This is a genomic window from Haloplanus litoreus (genome assembly GCF_045690335.1).
GTDB lineage: Archaea > Halobacteriota > Halobacteria > Halobacteriales > Haloferacaceae > Haloplanus > Haloplanus litoreus.
This window is the reverse complement of the sequence record NZ_CP147874.1, coordinates 603,437-617,957: the sequence shown is the minus strand read 5'-3', so window position 1 is coordinate 617,957 and position 14,521 is coordinate 603,437. Positions and strand designations below refer to the sequence as shown.

Annotated in this window: 16 protein-coding genes and 2 pseudogenes; 9 read left to right on the top strand and 9 right to left on the bottom strand. The window is 68.1% G+C overall.

Annotated elements, in window-relative coordinates:
• Positions 1–37 precede the first annotated feature (37 nt).
• Complete coding sequence (locus V8686_RS03460) at positions 38–394, top strand: DsrE family protein (RefSeq protein ID WP_379702562.1); 357 nt, start codon at positions 38–40, stop codon at positions 392–394.
• A 29-nt stretch (positions 395–423) separates the two neighbouring features.
• Here V8686_RS03460 and V8686_RS03455 read toward each other — a convergent pair whose 3' ends face one another.
• Positions 424–1,509 carry an Ldh family oxidoreductase gene (locus V8686_RS03455; protein ID WP_379702561.1) on the bottom strand — a complete coding sequence of 362 codons (1,086 nt, stop codon included), beginning with the start codon at positions 1,507–1,509 and terminating at the stop codon, positions 424–426.
• Positions 1,510–1,601: 92 nt separating this feature from the next.
• Between V8686_RS03455 and V8686_RS03450 the strand changes: the two genes are divergently transcribed.
• Positions 1,602–2,075: a redoxin domain-containing protein gene (locus V8686_RS03450; protein ID WP_379702560.1), complete on the top strand. Its 474-nt coding sequence runs from the start codon at positions 1,602–1,604 to the stop codon at positions 2,073–2,075.
• Positions 2,076–2,149: 74 nt separating this feature from the next.
• On the opposite strand, the gene V8686_RS03445 is transcribed toward V8686_RS03450, so the two are convergent.
• Entirely contained in the window at positions 2,150–2,992 is an 843-nt protein-coding gene (locus V8686_RS03445; protein ID WP_379702559.1) for an ABC transporter permease, read from the bottom strand.
• Positions 2,989–3,657, bottom strand: a complete 669-nt coding sequence (locus V8686_RS03440) for an ABC transporter ATP-binding protein (protein WP_379702558.1) — start codon at positions 3,655–3,657, stop codon at positions 2,989–2,991. Before V8686_RS03440 ends, V8686_RS03445 begins: the two co-directional genes overlap by 4 nt.
• Before the next feature lie 24 nt (positions 3,658–3,681).
• Between V8686_RS03440 and V8686_RS03435 the strand changes: the two genes are divergently transcribed.
• Both V8686_RS03435 and V8686_RS03430 read left to right on the top strand, forming a co-directional pair.
• Positions 3,682–3,897, top strand: a complete 216-nt coding sequence (locus tag V8686_RS03435; protein ID WP_379702557.1) for a hypothetical protein — start codon at positions 3,682–3,684, stop codon at positions 3,895–3,897.
• A 53-nt stretch (positions 3,898–3,950) separates the two neighbouring features.
• Positions 3,951–5,156 carry an MFS transporter gene (locus V8686_RS03430; RefSeq protein ID WP_379702556.1) on the top strand — a complete coding sequence of 402 codons (1,206 nt, stop codon included), beginning with the start codon at positions 3,951–3,953 and terminating at the stop codon, positions 5,154–5,156.
• Here V8686_RS03430 and V8686_RS03425 read toward each other — a convergent pair whose 3' ends face one another.
• Positions 5,157–5,576, bottom strand: coding sequence for a universal stress protein (locus V8686_RS03425; protein WP_379702555.1), 420 nt, complete (start codon positions 5,574–5,576; stop codon positions 5,157–5,159). It lies immediately after the preceding gene.
• Positions 5,577–5,972: 396 nt separating this feature from the next.
• Here V8686_RS03425 and V8686_RS03420 point away from each other — a divergent pair, with 396 nt between their 5' ends.
• Both V8686_RS03420 and V8686_RS03415 read left to right on the top strand, forming a co-directional pair.
• Complete coding sequence (locus V8686_RS03420; protein ID WP_379702554.1) at positions 5,973–7,361, top strand: Nramp family divalent metal transporter; 1,389 nt, start codon at positions 5,973–5,975, stop codon at positions 7,359–7,361.
• 139 nt (positions 7,362–7,500) lie between these two features.
• Positions 7,501–8,114 (top strand): annotated as a pseudogene (locus V8686_RS03415) (DUF2891 family protein); the annotation flags it as partial.
• Between the two features lie 59 nt (positions 8,115–8,173).
• On the opposite strand, the pseudogene V8686_RS03410 reads toward V8686_RS03415, so the two are convergent.
• Together V8686_RS03410 and V8686_RS03405 are read right to left on the bottom strand one after the other, a co-directional pair.
• Positions 8,174–9,490: pseudogene (locus tag V8686_RS03410) on the bottom strand (putative PEP-binding protein); the annotation flags it as partial.
• 48 nt (positions 9,491–9,538) lie between these two features.
• Positions 9,539–10,531, bottom strand: coding sequence for a type II glyceraldehyde-3-phosphate dehydrogenase (locus tag V8686_RS03405; protein WP_379702553.1), 993 nt, complete (start codon positions 10,529–10,531; stop codon positions 9,539–9,541).
• Between the two features lie 125 nt (positions 10,532–10,656).
• Here V8686_RS03405 and V8686_RS03400 point away from each other — a divergent pair, with 125 nt between their 5' ends.
• The 3 genes from V8686_RS03400 to V8686_RS03390 all read left to right on the top strand — a co-directional run bounded on the left by V8686_RS03400 (position 10,657) and on the right by V8686_RS03390 (position 11,968).
• Positions 10,657–10,866, top strand: a complete 210-nt coding sequence (locus tag V8686_RS03400; RefSeq protein ID WP_379702552.1) for a hypothetical protein — start codon at positions 10,657–10,659, stop codon at positions 10,864–10,866.
• Between the two features lie 150 nt (positions 10,867–11,016).
• A complete protein-coding gene (locus tag V8686_RS03395; protein WP_379702551.1) occupies positions 11,017–11,268 on the top strand; it encodes a hypothetical protein in 252 nt (83 codons plus the stop codon).
• Positions 11,269–11,608: 340 nt separating this feature from the next.
• Complete coding sequence (locus V8686_RS03390) at positions 11,609–11,968, top strand: DUF7475 family protein (RefSeq protein ID WP_379702549.1); 360 nt, start codon at positions 11,609–11,611, stop codon at positions 11,966–11,968.
• 244 nt (positions 11,969–12,212) lie between these two features.
• Here V8686_RS03390 and V8686_RS03385 read toward each other — a convergent pair whose 3' ends face one another.
• The 3 genes from V8686_RS03385 to V8686_RS03375 are packed head-to-tail and all read right to left on the bottom strand — an operon-like array spanning position 12,213 to position 14,513.
• A complete protein-coding gene (locus V8686_RS03385; protein WP_379702548.1) occupies positions 12,213–13,043 on the bottom strand; it encodes a class I SAM-dependent methyltransferase in 831 nt (276 codons plus the stop codon).
• A complete protein-coding gene (locus V8686_RS03380; protein ID WP_379702547.1) occupies positions 13,043–13,420 on the bottom strand; it encodes a 6-pyruvoyl trahydropterin synthase family protein in 378 nt (125 codons plus the stop codon). The genes V8686_RS03385 and V8686_RS03380 overlap by 1 nt, the downstream gene beginning before the upstream one ends.
• A 37-nt stretch (positions 13,421–13,457) precedes the next feature.
• A complete protein-coding gene (locus V8686_RS03375; protein WP_379702546.1) occupies positions 13,458–14,513 on the bottom strand; it encodes a zinc-dependent alcohol dehydrogenase in 1,056 nt (351 codons plus the stop codon).
• Positions 14,514–14,521 lie beyond the last annotated feature (8 nt).

Below are 14,521 nucleotides of genomic sequence, written 5' to 3'. Positions count from 1 at the left end.
CGAGGGATATATGTCTCCGACGGCTCTCGGTGTGTCCATGTTCCTGTTGCTTACGGCCGGCCCCGAAGAGCCGGAGGCGGCACTGCCGTTCGTCGCCGCGAAGGGGGCGGTACTCGACGGCGAAGACGTGTCGTTCGTCGCGATGGCCGACGGCGTCACTCTGCTGACCGAGTCGACCGATCTGCACGCCATCGAGGCATCCGGCCTGCCGACGGTCGGGCGGACGGTCGACACCCTGCGCGAGGCGGACGCCCTCGCCGATGCCGTCGCGTTGCGGGCCTGCTGTGACGCGCGCGGCATCGACGACTCGGACCTGGCCGACTGGGCGTCGATGGACGACGAGAGCGCCGTCGCCCGCGTGGCGGCCGACCACGAGACGACGCTCACGTTCTGACCGCCGGAGATCAGCCACGCCGTCACGCCTCACCCGTCGACGTCGACGCCCAGATCGTCCGCGACGTCCGCCAGCGCCGCCATCGTCCGGTCGCTCATCGGGATGCCGTCGGTGCGTCGCTCCGTCGCCGTCCGGTGTTCGGGTTCGCCGGGGAGGAGCGGCCGGTCGGCGCCCGCCGTCGGCGGGCGGGGAACGGCGTCGTACATCTCGGCCGTCCCGACGTGCGCGTCGAAGGCGTCGATCAGACGTTCGATCCGGTCCCGCGTCGCGAACGCCAGCGGATCGACGAACACGAAGACGGCGCCGTTGTTCACGTGTCCGGGGTCTTCGGTGCCGAACACCGCGCTCCCGCCGACGACGCCGGCCAGCAACTCCGCCACCGTCGCCAGGCCGAAGCCCTTGTAGCCGGCCGTCAGGCCGCCCAGCGGCAGGAGTGACCCTGCTCCCTCCTCGAACGCCGTCGCGTCGGTCACGCCCTCCCCGTCGGCGGTCGTCGTCCACTCCTCGGGCATCGTCGTCCCGTCGACGTGCCGTCGTGTCACCTTCCCGTGGGCCACCTGACTGGTCGCCATGTCGAGGACGACCGGGAACGGCCGGGCGTCGAACGTGGGGAGGCCGACGGCGATGGGGTTCGTCGACAGGGTTCGGTCGGCGCTCCCGGGCACCGTCACCGTCGGCGTCGACACGCCGCTGTTGACGAACGCGACGAACGCGAGTCCACGGTCGGCGGCCCGTTCGGCCCACTCCCCGATCCGCCCGAGGTGGGTGCCGTTGCGAACGCCCACGACGGCGACGCCGTGTGCCGCCGCTGCGGTTGCACCGGCGTCGACGGCGACACGGCCGGTGTGCTGACCGAACGCCCGCCGACCGTCGACCGTCACGGTCGCCCCGTCCCGGGAGGCGACGGTCGCCGTCGCCGCCGGATCGATCGCTCCCGCATCGACCATCGATCCGTACGCCGTCGCTAGCCGTACGACTCCGTGTGATTCGTGCCCACGCAGATCCGCCCGCACCAGCGAGGCTGCCACCTCCTCGGCGACCGCCGGCGGCGTCCCGAGACCGTCGAGAATCGACGCCGCACCCGCCCGCAGCTCCGCCGCGTCGAACCGAGCCATATCCGTCCCTCCGGAGCCGGACACATAGCGCTGTCGGGGATCGACCCCCGTTCGTGGCTGGTTTTATTCCGATGCCGACCCAACGTCCGTGCATGGTATCCACTGGCGACACCGCACCCACGTTCACCGCGACGGTCGGCACCGCAGAACACGAGCCGTTCGACCTCGCGGACCACCTCGGCGACGGTCCCGTCGTCCTCGCCTTCTTCCCCGGCGCCTTCACCCCGCCCTGCCGGAACGAGATGCTCGCGCTCCAGGAGCACCTCGACGGCTTCCGGGATGTCGGCGCGACCGTCTTCGGCCTGAGCGCGGACTCCCCGTTCTCGCAGGGCGCCTTCCGCGAGGAACACGGCCTCGAGTTCGACCTCGTGAGCGACATGGCCGGCGACGCCATCCGGGCCTACGGCCTGGAGATGGACATCCCGGACCTCGGCCTCTACGGCATCGCGAACCGCGCCGTGTTCGTCGTCGACGCGGACGGCACCGTCACCTACCGCTGGGTGGCCGACGACCCGACGAACGAACCCGACTACGACGCCCTCATCGACGCCGTCGAGTCGGCCTGATCTCCCTCCTCGCCGTTCGCCCATCCCGGCGTGTAATACCCGTGCGACGGACGTGACCGCCGAACCGGACGTCGTCAGCGCCGATTCAGGGCCGCCCGGACCGCCCCGAACACCGTCCACTCGGTGGCGTCGAACGCCCGGAGCTGGGCCGCGTCGGTGAAGGCAGCCCGGGAGAGCAGGAGGCTGGTCGTCATGCTGGTCAGGCCGCCCGCGGCGAAGATCATCCCCATGATGACGAACTGGTACTCGGCGGCGTAGATGGGGTTCGCACCGCCGAGGATCATCCCCGACATCATCCCCGGGATGTACACCAGCCCGAGCGTCCGCATCGCGTCGACGACGGGGATGAGCGACGCCCGTACCGACTCGGTGACGAACTCCGAGACGGCCCGTTCGGGCGGCACGCCGAGGGCGAGGACGGCCTCGATTTCCCCACGGTTGGACGCTATTTCCCCCTGAAATCGATCCAGCGTCAGCGAGTTCGTCTTCATCGCGTTCGCGATGATCATCCCCCCGACGGGGACGAGGTTCCGGACGGTCCGCTCGATGGCGCCCGCGGCGACCATGGTCACGATGACCACCCCGGCACCGAGGGCGAGCGAGAACACGGAGATGCGGAAGGCGCGGGGCACGCCGTCGCCACGCTTGCGCGACTCCCAGGCGGCATAACAGACCATCGCCGCGAGCAGGAGTCCCGAGTAGGCGAGCGGGATGGAAAAGAGCGCGCCGATGAGCGCCCCCATCGCGAGCACCTGCACGAAGCCACGGGCGAAGGAGCCGCCGAGTTCTCGCTCCAGTCCCAGACCCCGGATCGACGAGATGGCGATGACGACGGCCGCGAGCGCCGTCGCTGCGGCCACCTGAAAGAGCCCCTCGACGACGACCGGATCTGACAGCCTCTCGGGGACGGCGATCACGTGATCACCTCCCGTGGCGTTCCCACCTCGACGATCCGTCCGTCGGCGAAGCGGGCCACGCGGTCGGCCAGCCGCGTGGCCTGTCGCTCGTCGTGTGTGACGAGGATCGCCGTCCGCTCGCCCGAGGCGAGCAGGTCGGTCAACAGCCGTTCGATCGCCGCCTCGCTCTCGCTGTCGAGGCTCGCCGTCGGTTCGTCGAGCAGGAGCACCTCGGGATCGTTGACGACCGTCCGCGCGATGGCGACCCGCTGGGCCTCGCCGCCCGACAGGTCCGCCACGTCGCGGTCCGCGTACCCCGCGAGCCCCACCCGCTCCAGTAGCTCCGCGAGGCGCTCCTCGGGGACCGACTCGCCGCGGAGCCGCGGGCCGATGGTGACGTTCTCGCGGACGGTCCCGTCCCGGAGCGCCGGTTGCTGTGGCACCAGTCCCACCCGCTTTCGCAGCGTCTCCGGTTCCAGCGTCCGGTAGTCGGTCCCGTCGAGGTACACCGTGCCACTGGTCGGCTCGTCGAGCCGGTTGAGCAGGCGGAGCAACGACGATTTTCCGGCGCCGGAGGGGCCGACGATGGCCATCGTCTCCCCGCTCGCGACGTCGAGCGACACCTCGTCGAGGATACGGTCGCCCCCGACCTCGTAGCTCAGTTCCTCGGCGCGCACGTTCGTCATGGATGACCGGGCGTCCGTCGATTCGTGCCCGTATTCACCGTAGCACACTCGCTCGCATCAACGTTCGGTCTCCGCCCACACGACCGAATATACGACACTGTACGTAGTTACTATCTGCCTAGTGAGGCGACGGTCGAGACCGGCGACGCACCGATCACCGGCGCGGTCAGCGCGGACGGCCGCTTCTCCCCGGACGAGGCGGACGTGGGCGTCGACGTCGACACCGCCGAGCAGTTCTAGGCCCCCGTTTCCGCGAACCCAACGGTAACAAACCCACCGCGCAACCTCTCTCCGTGTTCGATCTGGATGGGGACCGGGGGCTGGCGCTCGTCCCGTGGCGGTCGAGTACGCTCTACGTCGTCCTCTCGTGTTCGCTGATGGGCGTGATGGGTGTCTCGCTGGTCAGCCCGGTCCTCCCGGATCTGCGTCCCGTCTTCGGCGTCTCCGACGCCGCCATCGGCCTGGTCATCACCGCCTACACGCTTCCCGGTGTCGTCGTCACGCCCTTCGTCGGCCTCGTCGCCGACCGCTTCGGCCGCCGCCGCGTCGTGATTCCCCTCCTCTTTCTCTTCGCTGCTGCGGGCACCGGCGTCGCCTTCGCCCGCACCTTCACCGAGGTACTCGTCCTCCGCCTCCTCCAGGGCGTGGGTGCGAGCGCCCTCATCACGCTCGCGGTGACGCTGATCGGCGACGTCTACGACGGCCGCCGTCGCGACGCAGTGATGGGACTGAACGGGAGCACCATCGGCACTGGCGCCGCGTTCTACCCGCTCCTCGGCGGTGCGCTCGCGGGCATCCGCTGGAACGCCCCCTTCCTCTTTTTCGGCGTCGCCGTCCTCGTCGGTCTCTTCGCGGCGGTGGCGCTGACCGAACCGGACGCCTCGCGCTCGACCGACGTGCGCACCTACCTCGGCCGCCTGCGGGCCGTCGCCGTGTTGCCCCGGGCGCTCGCCATCTTCGCCGCGCTCTTCGCCGCGTTCTTCATCTTCTACGGCGCCGTTCTGACCGTCCTGCCCCTCCTCCTGAGCGACGCCTTCGGCCTCGGAGCCGGCCGGATCGGCGCCACCCTGTCGGCCGTCGCGCTCGCGAGCGCCGCCGTCTCCTCGCAGTACGGCCGACTCTCGGATCTCCGGTCGCCGTCGGAACTCGTCGCCCTCGGCTTCGTCGCCTACGGCGTGGGACTCCTCGCGGTCCGGCTCTCCCCCTCGCCGCTCGCCGTTGGTGCGTCGCTGCTCGTCTTCGGCGTCGGCTTCGGTGTCGTGATGCCCTCCATCGACACCGCGGTCGTCACGCTCGTCGACGACGACCTTCGCGCCGGCGTGATGGGGATGCGCACCAGCGTGTTGCGACTCGGCCAGACGCTCGGCCCGGTCGGGTTCACCGCCACCGCGGGCGTTGCCTTCCGCTCGCCGCTCGCCGGCTATCGGCTGTTGCTCGTCGCCGCCGGCGTCGCCGCGGCACTCGCCGGCGGGGGAATCTACCTCCGCTTGCGCCGATAGTCAGGCCTCCGCCTTCCGCTTCTGTTCGACCGTCACGACGGGCACGTTCGCGTTCGCCAGAATCAGCTTCGAGACGCTCCCGAGTAGAATCTTCCCGAGACCCGTGCGCTTTCGCGACCCGATGACGATGTAGTCCGGATCGATCTCCTCGGCCACCTGCAGGATGTGGTTGGCGGTCCGACCGGTCGGCAGGTCGCGCCGCGTCTGTTCGGGCACGATCCGAAGGTCCACGTCATCCAGGTCGCCGACGACCGAGCGGACCATCTCGGATATCTCCTCCCTGGCGGCCTCCTCGTTCCCGTCTTCGGGAATGACGTGGAGCACCACCATCTCCATGTCCATGCCCGTCGCGAGGTCGTGGGCCGTCTCGACGACTCCCTTGCATCCGGGATCTCTGTCAATGGCTGTCAGTATCACCATGGTATCAGTAATTCCTAACAATAATTAAAGCGCTTTCGACCGCGTCATTCGTTACTACGCTCCGACTGGTTCGCCGTCCCGCCGACGGCGCGTTCTCCCCACGGTGTCCCGCCGCAGTCATCCGATTTTCACGCGTACACACCCGGAAAACAAGGCTGTTAAATGACCTTAAGGAATATGGTCTTCATGATAAATCATGCAAAAAGTGCGTCTTTCCGCGTTTATACTATGTTCACCATCTTTCATCGGTTTGGACATGCGGCAGAGCCCACCACGATTCACTCCCGCGTCGACACGGATCGACGCCACAGGACGAACCGCCCGTCGGCAGCCTCGATCACGGACACGCAGTTCGGCCCACCGGACGGTGGGCCATCCGCGGCGGGGTGAGTCGGCGTGAGTACCGGCTCCGTCGACGCGGCGACCGAATCGCGCATCTCCGAACCCCCGTCCACGCTCAAGGAGTTCCTCAGCTACATGGGGCCGGCGTGGGTGTTCACCGCCTCACAGATCGGTGGCGGCGAGGTGTTGAGCGTCCCCCTCGGCGGCGCGTATCTCGGGATGGAGGGCATCTGGCTCATCCCCCTGATCACGTTCACGAAGATTTTCGGTCAGTACTATCTCGTCCGCTACGGCGTCATGACCGGCGACACGTTCCTCGACGCCCTGTACGAGAAGAGTTGGAAGATGAAGTGGATCTTCTATTATGTGTTCCTCGGCGGCCTGATCTACGCCATCGGGCTCTCCGGTCACCTCGGCGAGACTGCCGGCGCGTTCCAAGAACTGATCCCCCTCTCCACCGAGGTGTGGATGATCGTCACCGTCCTCGCCGGCCTCGGCATCGTGATGACACGTTCCTACGACCTGATCGAGAAGATCGCCACGTCGCTGCTGTGGATCTTCCTCGTTTTGATCGCCTTCGTCTCGCTCAGCACTGCCGACCAGTGGATCGGTGGCCTCGCGGGCGGTCTCGTCCCGTCGATTCCCGGACAGGTCTCCGGTCTCGGCGTCGGCGGGATGGCGTTCGTCCTCACGATGTTCGGTTGGATCGGTGCCGGCTTCGGCCCGACCGTCTCCTACGTCTGGTTCGCGAAGGACAAGGTCATGGGGATGTTCGAACCCCTCGAAGAGGGTCACGACATCGACAAGTACGACCTGTCCGACGAGGAGATCGACCGCCTCAAGGGCTGGGGCGACATCGTCCTCTGGCAGAACCTGCTCTCGTCGACCATCCTGGCCGTCTTCTCCTTCTTCATGTGGACGGCCGCCGCGGCGACGCTACACACGCAGGGTATCCAGCCCAGCGGGTTCACCGTCATCCCTCAGATGGCCAATATCTTCACGACGCAGTTCGGCGAGTGGTCCGCCACCCTCTTCCTGCTGACCACCGTCGCCGCCCTCTTCTCGACGCTCATCGGCCCGCTCTACGGCATGTCGCGGCTCTGGGAGGACGCCTTCGCGCTCCACGGTGTCTTCGACAAATTCGATATCACCCGTGACACCGTCTTCCGTGGAACGGTCCTGCTGTTCGCGGCGATTCCCCTCGCGCTCAACCTCCTCTTCGAGGCGCCGCTCATCCTCTTTGCCCTCTCCGGCGCGCTGTTCGCGCCGGTCATCGGCCTCATGTACCTCTCCGTGATGTACATGTCCTTCGACATCGACATCGACTCTCTGTCCCCGACGCGCCGGTGGGCCGTTGCCCTCGCGCTCTTTGCGGGTGTCGTCATGATCGTGTCCGGCGTCTGGGAGGCGCGCGGCTCGATCCAGACGCTGCTCGGGATGTAACCGCGGCGTCTCGACCGGCTCCGGCGGCGTCCCGCCGCCACTCTTCTTCGCGCACTCACCGGCCAGTGGCGACGTCGGCCGGACCGTGCCCCACGGGCACGCGCCACACAAGTACGCCCCCGCGACCACACGCCGCCTGATGTCGTTCGCGACCGTCGACGCCGAAACGTTGCTCGCCGGACGGAGCGACTGGATCGACCGGAAGACGGCGGCGACGCTCGCTCGTCATCCGCTGGCGTCCGTCGACACGGAGTATCCCCACTACGCGCGGTCGGTCGACTCGCCGACCGCCCCTCGACACGCCACCCGGTGTTCTACGGCTGCTACGACCGGCACTCCGCGGTCCACAGCCACTGGGTGCTCGTCCGGACGCTCCGCCTCGTCGACGAGGCCGCCATCGTCCGCGGCGTCGACGCGCGAGTGACGCCCGAGAACGTCGCCCGCGAAGTCGAGCGCTTCGCCGACGACCGGGATGCCCCCGTCGCCTCCGAACCGCTCGGTTGGGACTTCCTGTCGCCGTCCCTGACGGAGGCCGACCTCATGCGTCGGGTGTACGACCGCGACGAGTTCCGGGCGTGGCTCGACCGCTTCCTGCCCGACCTCACGACTCCCCCGACGCGACGATTCTCGACCCCCGTCGACGTGGTCTCGGTCCCCGAAGACGGGGTCGCCTTTCACCTCGTCGGGGTGAACCTCTCGAAGGCGTGGTGTCTGGCGGGTCTCGCGGACGCCCTCGACGGGCACGGTATCGCGCCGGGGATCAGCCCGGCGCGCGGCCGTTGGCACCTGATAAGAGAAACTTCCGGCCGCAGTCAGTCGATCTGTGGGTCGTCCTCGTCGTCGAGCGTCTCGCGTGCGGAATCGAGCAAAAGTTTCCGTTCGGCGCGGGCGACGACGCGACGCACCTCGCCGACGGCGTCGATGTTCGAGGACAGCGAGCTGATTCCCTTCTCGACGAGGAACTTCGCCATGTCCGGGTGGGAGCCGGACTGGCCCGTGATGGTGGTATCGACGTCGTGTTCGTTACACGCCTCGATGACCTCCGCCATCGCCTCCAGGATGGTTGGGTGGAAGTCGTCGAAACGGTCCGCGACCATCGCGTTGTTGCGGTCGACGGCGAGCATGAACTGGACGATGTCGTTGGTACCGAGCGCGACGAAGTCGATGCCCTCGTCGATGATCTCGTCGATGGATCGAATACTGGCCGGCGTCTCGATCATCGCGCCCCAGCGGTGTTTCTCCCGGTCGATTCCGACTTCGTCCATCAGTTCTCGTGCCCGACGCACGTCCTCCGCGTCGTTGGGAAGCGGGAACATGACCTCGACGTTGTCGTAGCCCATGTCGTGCAGGCGCTTGAACGCCCGCAGTTCGAGTTTGACCATCTCGGGTTCCTTGAGGCTGCGTCGGATGCCCCGGTAGCCGAGCATCGGGTTGTGTTCGTGCGGTTCCTCCTCGCCGCCTTCGAGTTCCGCGAGTTCGTCGGTCGGCGCGTCGAGGGTGCGAGCGCGCACCGGCCGGGGATAGAACGCGTCCGCCACCTTCCGGATCTCCTCGGAAATCTCCTCGACGAAGGCGTCCTCACCGTGATCGGCGACGTACTTCTCGGGGGTCTTGCTCGTCGACAGCAGGATGTGTTCGAGACGGAGCAGGCCGACGCCGTCGGCGCCCGTGTCGGCGGCCCGCTGGGCTGCGTCCGGGATGGAGACGTTCACCTTCACCTCGGTCGCCGTGGTAGGGGCCCCGCCCGTCGTGGCGCGGTCACCCTCCGGATCGGCGTCGTCCACCTCGACCGTCTCCGACTCCGCTTTTGCGACGACGACGGTCCCTTTCTGGCCGTCGAGCGTGATCCGCTGGCCGTCGGACAGGACCGACGTGGCCTCGCCACAGCCGACGATGGCCGGAACGCCGAGTTCCCGGGAGACGATGGCCGCGTGGGAGGTCATCCCTCCCTCGTCGGTGATGATCCCCGCGGAGCGCTTCATCGCGGGCACCATGTCCGGGGCGGTCATCTCGGTGACGATTACGTCGCCCTCCTCGATCCGGCCGGCTTCGTCGATGTCCGCGATGATCTTCACGGGACCGGTCGCGACGCCCGGACTCGATCCGTAGCCGCTGACCAGTTCCGTCCCCGGTTCCAACTCCTCGTCCTCGATTGCCTCGGTCTCGTTTGCCGTCATTTAGATGTCGCCGATACCCATGACTTCGTTCGTCAGTTCGATGCTCTCCGCCGCGTCGGCGTCGCCCATCATCGCACGGATGGCGTCCACGTTCTCCGGCACCACGTCGCTCTCGCGGTGGATGGACTGGAACAGGTGGAGCTGCGGGCCGTCCATGCTGATGGAGTCCTCGAAGATCTGATTCTCGTAGAGGTTCATCCGGTCGCGGCCACGGTCCAAGGCGAACTCCTGGAGTTCCCAGCCCGAGTCGATGCCCAGGTCGCCGTCGATCACGTGGATGCGCGACTGTGACGCGAGCAGGTCGCGGACCTCCTCGGCGCTCGGCTCTGCGCCGAGTTCCACGTTGATGCCGTGGAAGTGATGCCGCACCGTCGGCACCTTCATGCCCATCGTCGTGATCGGTCCCATGTCGGGGATCACTTCGAGGGCGTCGGGGCCGTGGTGGGACGGCAGCGTGACGGGGTCGGCCGAGATGACCGCGTGCTCGCCGCGACAGCGCACGAGCGTGATGCTCGCGCGCTCGACGCCGTACTCCTCGTGAAGCGGTGCGAACATCCGGTTCAGCCCCGTCGTGTTACAGGAGACGATCCGGACGTAGTCCTTGTCGGTCGCCTCGGAGTAGTTGGCGCGGGCGGTGAAACTCGCGTCGGCCACGTCGGCGCCCTCGCCACCCTGGAACAGCGCGGGCGTGTCGTGTTCCTCGTAGATGGGACGGTACTCCGCGCCCATCCCGGCCGGCGTCGCGTCGGCGACGATGTCGCTCGTCTCGATCAGGTCGTGGATGTCCCCCGCGACGGCCATGCCCACGTCGTCGAATCCGTCGTGTCGACCCTCCGGGACGTAGATGTCGTAGCCCCGCTCGGCGGCCGCGTCCGCCGTGTGGTTCGGACTGGCCTTGCCGATGCCCACGAGTTCCATGTCGGGCATCGAGTTCACTGCGTCGGCAACCCGCTTCCCGATGGTACCGTACCCGTTAACGCCTACGCGAATCATACCGTTCGTTGACCTCTCCACCATATAGTGTCGACGCCTTTCGCAGGTTTTGCATGAACTTTCGTCCTTAACCTGCGGGCCGACTCACCTCCGGTACACACCGGCACCCGTGCCGCCGTTCCACCATGGCCAATCCGAAACAACAGGTTTCCAGTCGCGGTATCCGCATCCTCGGCGTCTTCGTCGTCGTGTATCTGCTGATCGGGTCGTACATGTATTTCTACATGGAACTCCCGACGCTCGCCTACGTCGCCTACGGCATCCTCAGTTGGGTCGGCGGTATGATGCTGTTCTACCGCCTCCACACCTCGTTCATGGCCGACTTCGATCCGTAGCGGGTCGACTCGTCGGCCGCGCCCCGCTAGTATGTAACTATCGTTCAGTTACTTTCTCGGCAGCATTCCTCAGGATCGTCCATTTTAATCATGGTCGATGATTACCTCGTTAAATATATTTGGGTCTGGCCATAATTTGCTAAGAGAACAATGGCCGCCGTCTCCGACACCTACGACGAACGATTCGGCCCCGCTTCGGGCGAGGGGCCCCCCGAAGCGCGGGTCGTACTCGGGTCCGTGATGGTTGCGACGGTCGTCGCCGTCGCCGCCGCGGGCTACTTCTTCGACCCAGCCGCCGCCGCCACGGCCGCCGTGGTGATGCTCCCGCTCCTCGTCGCCGCCTCGATCCGCACGTCGCTCACCGAGCACTCGGCCTACGTCGCGCTCTCCGAGCGGCGATAGCCGTTCGTCACTCTCCACGGACGCGCCGCCCCATCGCGTCCCGCACCCGCCGAATCGGCTGGGTCGCCCCTTCCGCCCGCGTCCGTCGATAGAGCCATCCCATCGGCGTCACGGCCACGTTTCCCCGCACTACCCCGGATACTTCCGTGTCAACCGCTCTTCAGGCACCGAGTCGAACGCCGTCCGCGACACTCCCGGGTGGCACATCCGAAACGATTCCTCGAACCGGCAGTGGCCCGTGGCCAGTCACTCCGCCGACGGCCTGGTGTCGTCGTCGCTGAGTGCGCTCACCTCGGCCGACCCGACCCTTTAGGTCGCCGACGCCCTACACTGTGTGAGAATGTCATTCACGTCATCGTTCGAGACGGCGTCACTCACCCGACTCCACTGGGTCGGCATCGTTCTAGCGGTCATCACGGGAGTGGTCCACTTGGTCTTCGGCGCCCTCGCCATCGATACGCTCCAGGGCGTCAGCTTCGTCCTCGCGGGTGTCGCCTTCTTCGTCGCCGTCCTCCTCCTCCTTCTGGACTACCGGCGCCGCCTCCTCTATCTCGTCGGGATTCCCTTCACCGGGGTGCAGGTGGTCCTCTACTTCTACCTGAACTGGCCGAACGTCCTCAGTCCCGGCGGCATCGGTGACAAGGTCGTCCAGGTGGCGCTGATCGCCATCCTCGTCGTCCTCTACCGCCGGGAGACGTAGGCTCCGTCGCCGCGGCCACGGCCGGCGCCACGCCACCCGCACCCCGCTCACCGGGCCGCCGCCCACCTGCCCGAACGAGGTGACGTCGTTCAGAACGCCCGACGTCGCGAGCAGTCCGACCGAGGGCGTCGCGGACGGCACCGACGCCGACGGCTCGGCAGCGCGCCCGGCGCGCGACGACCGCTACGGCGGGCCAGAGCGCCGACGGACGCCGGTCCGGGGTGGCGGTCCCCCCGCCGACGGCTCACCTGGACTCGGGCCGGTAGAGGACGTCGTACCCGTGGGCGACGTAGGTCAGCGTCCCCGCCGCCAACTGCCGTCGGCGGGTCCGGAGCCACGCGTCGGCTTCCGGCACCGTGCCGTCGACTGCGTCCGCGACGAACGACAGGATGGTGTCGAGAAAGTGGCGCTCGTCGGCGGGATAGCCGCCGTTTCGGGGGTGGACCACCCAGTCCGACGCGGCGGCCGCCAGCAGTTCCCCCGCTCGCTCCCGACAGTGATCGAGCAGGTGGCGTCCCGCCCGTGAATCCCGTCCCGGCGCGTCGTCGATGGCCGCGTGGTACGCCGCGACGACGGCGTCGTCGGACGGATGCGCCGGCTGGAAGATGGTCTCGCCGTCGAACGTGATCGGCGCGTACACCAGGCCGTCGGGACCGAGCGCCGCCGCGAAGGCGTCGAGCGCCGCCTCGACGGGGACGAGGTCGAGAAACGCCTGCGCTACCACGAGGTCCGCCCGCTCGTCGCCGAAGGCGTTCAGCGCGTCCCCGGCCTCGAAGCGGACGGTCAGATCGTCGACGCGGAACCCACCCTCTACCGGCTCGGCGTCGAGTTCCGCCGCCCGCGACTCCCGGGCGGCTTCGACGACGGCCCGATTCCGGTCGACGCCGCGGTACGCACCGGCGGTCACGCCCCAGTCCACGAGGCGCGGGACGGTGACGCCGGTGCCACACCCCGCCTCCAGCACCCGGGGGGCGGCCGGGAGTTCGTCGAGGAGGCGGTCCCGGACCCGCCGGTCGAGCGCCCGGTCGTCGACCGTGCGTTTCGCCGCCAGATACCGCTCGTCGGCGTGGTCCATTACAGTGATCGCTCGTGACTGGCCCACGCGTCTTCGTCCTCCCACATCCGGACGGTCAGGCGCGTGGGGTGGTCGGTGGGGACGTGCTCGACGAACCGGTCGCCGAAGACCCGCGCGAACCGCTCGACGCTGGGGTTCCTCCCCTCGAACTCCGGTAGGTCGTTGAGGAGCGCGTCGGCGTACCGAGATTCGAGGCGGTCGAGCGCGGCGTCGACGGCGTCGATGTCCACGAGGTAGCCGTACTCGTTGAGGTCGGGTCCGGCGAAGCGCACTGCCACCTCGAAGTGGTGGCTGTGGACCTCGCCTTCGGGACCGGGGTCGGGGACCGTGAGGAAGTGCTGGGCTACGAAGTCCCGCGACACCGAGAGCCGGAACATACCCGGTCGTGGGCAGGGACGGACTTATACGCTCGGCTCACGCGAAATCGAGCAACACCTGTAAGGCGTTCTCGGGGCCGCCGTCGAGCAGTCGGTAGGCCTCGGCGGCGTCCTCGAACCCGATCCGGTGGGTGACGAGGCGGTCGGCGGGTAGGTCCCGGAGGCGGTCCCACGCCACCCCCATCCGGCGTGTCTTGGTCCACCGCCCCCGGAGTTCGGGCGCGAGCGTGCTCACCTGGCTCGACGACACGTCGATGCGGTTCCGGTGGAAAAACCCCCCGAGGTCCGTCTCCGCGCGCTTGCGACCGTACCACGATCCGACGACGATCCGGCCGTCGTACCCCACGGCGTCGATGGCGTCGTCGAGCGTCGCGGGCGACCCCGAGAGTTCGTAGGCCAGATCCGCGCCCGCGGGGTCGCCCCGTTCGCCGATTTCGGCCGCCGCCTCGGGGTGGAGCGTCTCGTCGGCGCCGAGGCGAGCGGCCATCTCCCGCCTGTCGGCGACGGGTTCGACCACCGTGAGCCGATCCAGCGGGAACGCGGAGAGGACGCTCGTCGTGACGAGTCCGACCATCCCCGCGCCGAAGACGACGACGCGTTCCCCCACTCGCGGGCGCCCGTCCATGACGAGCGTCGTCGCCGTCTCTGCCGTCGGCAGGAGGGCGGCCGTCGCCGTCGACACGTCCTCGGGCACCGGAAAGAGATCGGCCGGCGACGCGACGAAGTGGCTCTCGTGGGGATTGAACGCGAACACGCGCCGGCCGTGCCATCGTTCGTCGACGTTCGCGCCGCAGTCCACCACCTCTCCGACCGTCGCGTAGCCGTACTTCAGCGGGTAGGAGAGGTCGTCGCCGAGGGCGTCGATGGTCGCGTCCGCGGCCAGGTCGCGGGGCATCTCCCCCCGGTAGATCAGGAGCTCGGTCCCCGAACTCACCGCAGAAACGCACACCTCGACGAGCACTTCGTCGGGGTCGGGACCGTTCACCGACTCCCGCTCGATGCTGATGGATCGAGGGCCGGTGAAGTAGAGCGACCGTCCGGTCGACGGGAGGGCCGACCCCCGTTCGTCCGCGTCCTCGACGCTTCCAGTCACGCCCGTCC

Bases quoted from the DNA above. Each gene is read 5' to 3' on its own strand.
- V8686_RS03460 (WP_379702562.1), top strand. From the start codon at position 38: ATGTTCCTGTTGCTTACGGCCGGCCCCGAAGAGCCGGAGGCGGCACTG.
- V8686_RS03455 (WP_379702561.1), bottom strand. From the start codon at position 1,509: ATGGCTCGGTTCGACGCGGCGGAGCTGCGGGCGGGTGCGGCGTCGATT.
- V8686_RS03450 (WP_379702560.1), top strand. From the start codon at position 1,602: ATGGTATCCACTGGCGACACCGCACCCACGTTCACCGCGACGGTCGGC.
- V8686_RS03440 (WP_379702558.1), bottom strand. From the start codon at position 3,657: ATGACGAACGTGCGCGCCGAGGAACTGAGCTACGAGGTCGGGGGCGAC.
- V8686_RS03425 (WP_379702555.1), bottom strand. From the start codon at position 5,576: ATGGTGATACTGACAGCCATTGACAGAGATCCCGGATGCAAGGGAGTC.
- V8686_RS03405 (WP_379702553.1), bottom strand. From the start codon at position 10,531: ATGATTCGCGTAGGCGTTAACGGGTACGGTACCATCGGGAAGCGGGTT.
- V8686_RS03400 (WP_379702552.1), top strand. From the start codon at position 10,657: ATGGCCAATCCGAAACAACAGGTTTCCAGTCGCGGTATCCGCATCCTC.
- V8686_RS03395 (WP_379702551.1), top strand. From the start codon at position 11,017: ATGGCCGCCGTCTCCGACACCTACGACGAACGATTCGGCCCCGCTTCG.
- V8686_RS03390 (WP_379702549.1), top strand. From the start codon at position 11,609: ATGTCATTCACGTCATCGTTCGAGACGGCGTCACTCACCCGACTCCAC.
- V8686_RS03385 (WP_379702548.1), bottom strand. From the start codon at position 13,043: ATGGACCACGCCGACGAGCGGTATCTGGCGGCGAAACGCACGGTCGAC.
- V8686_RS03380 (WP_379702547.1), bottom strand. From the start codon at position 13,420: ATGTTCCGGCTCTCGGTGTCGCGGGACTTCGTAGCCCAGCACTTCCTC.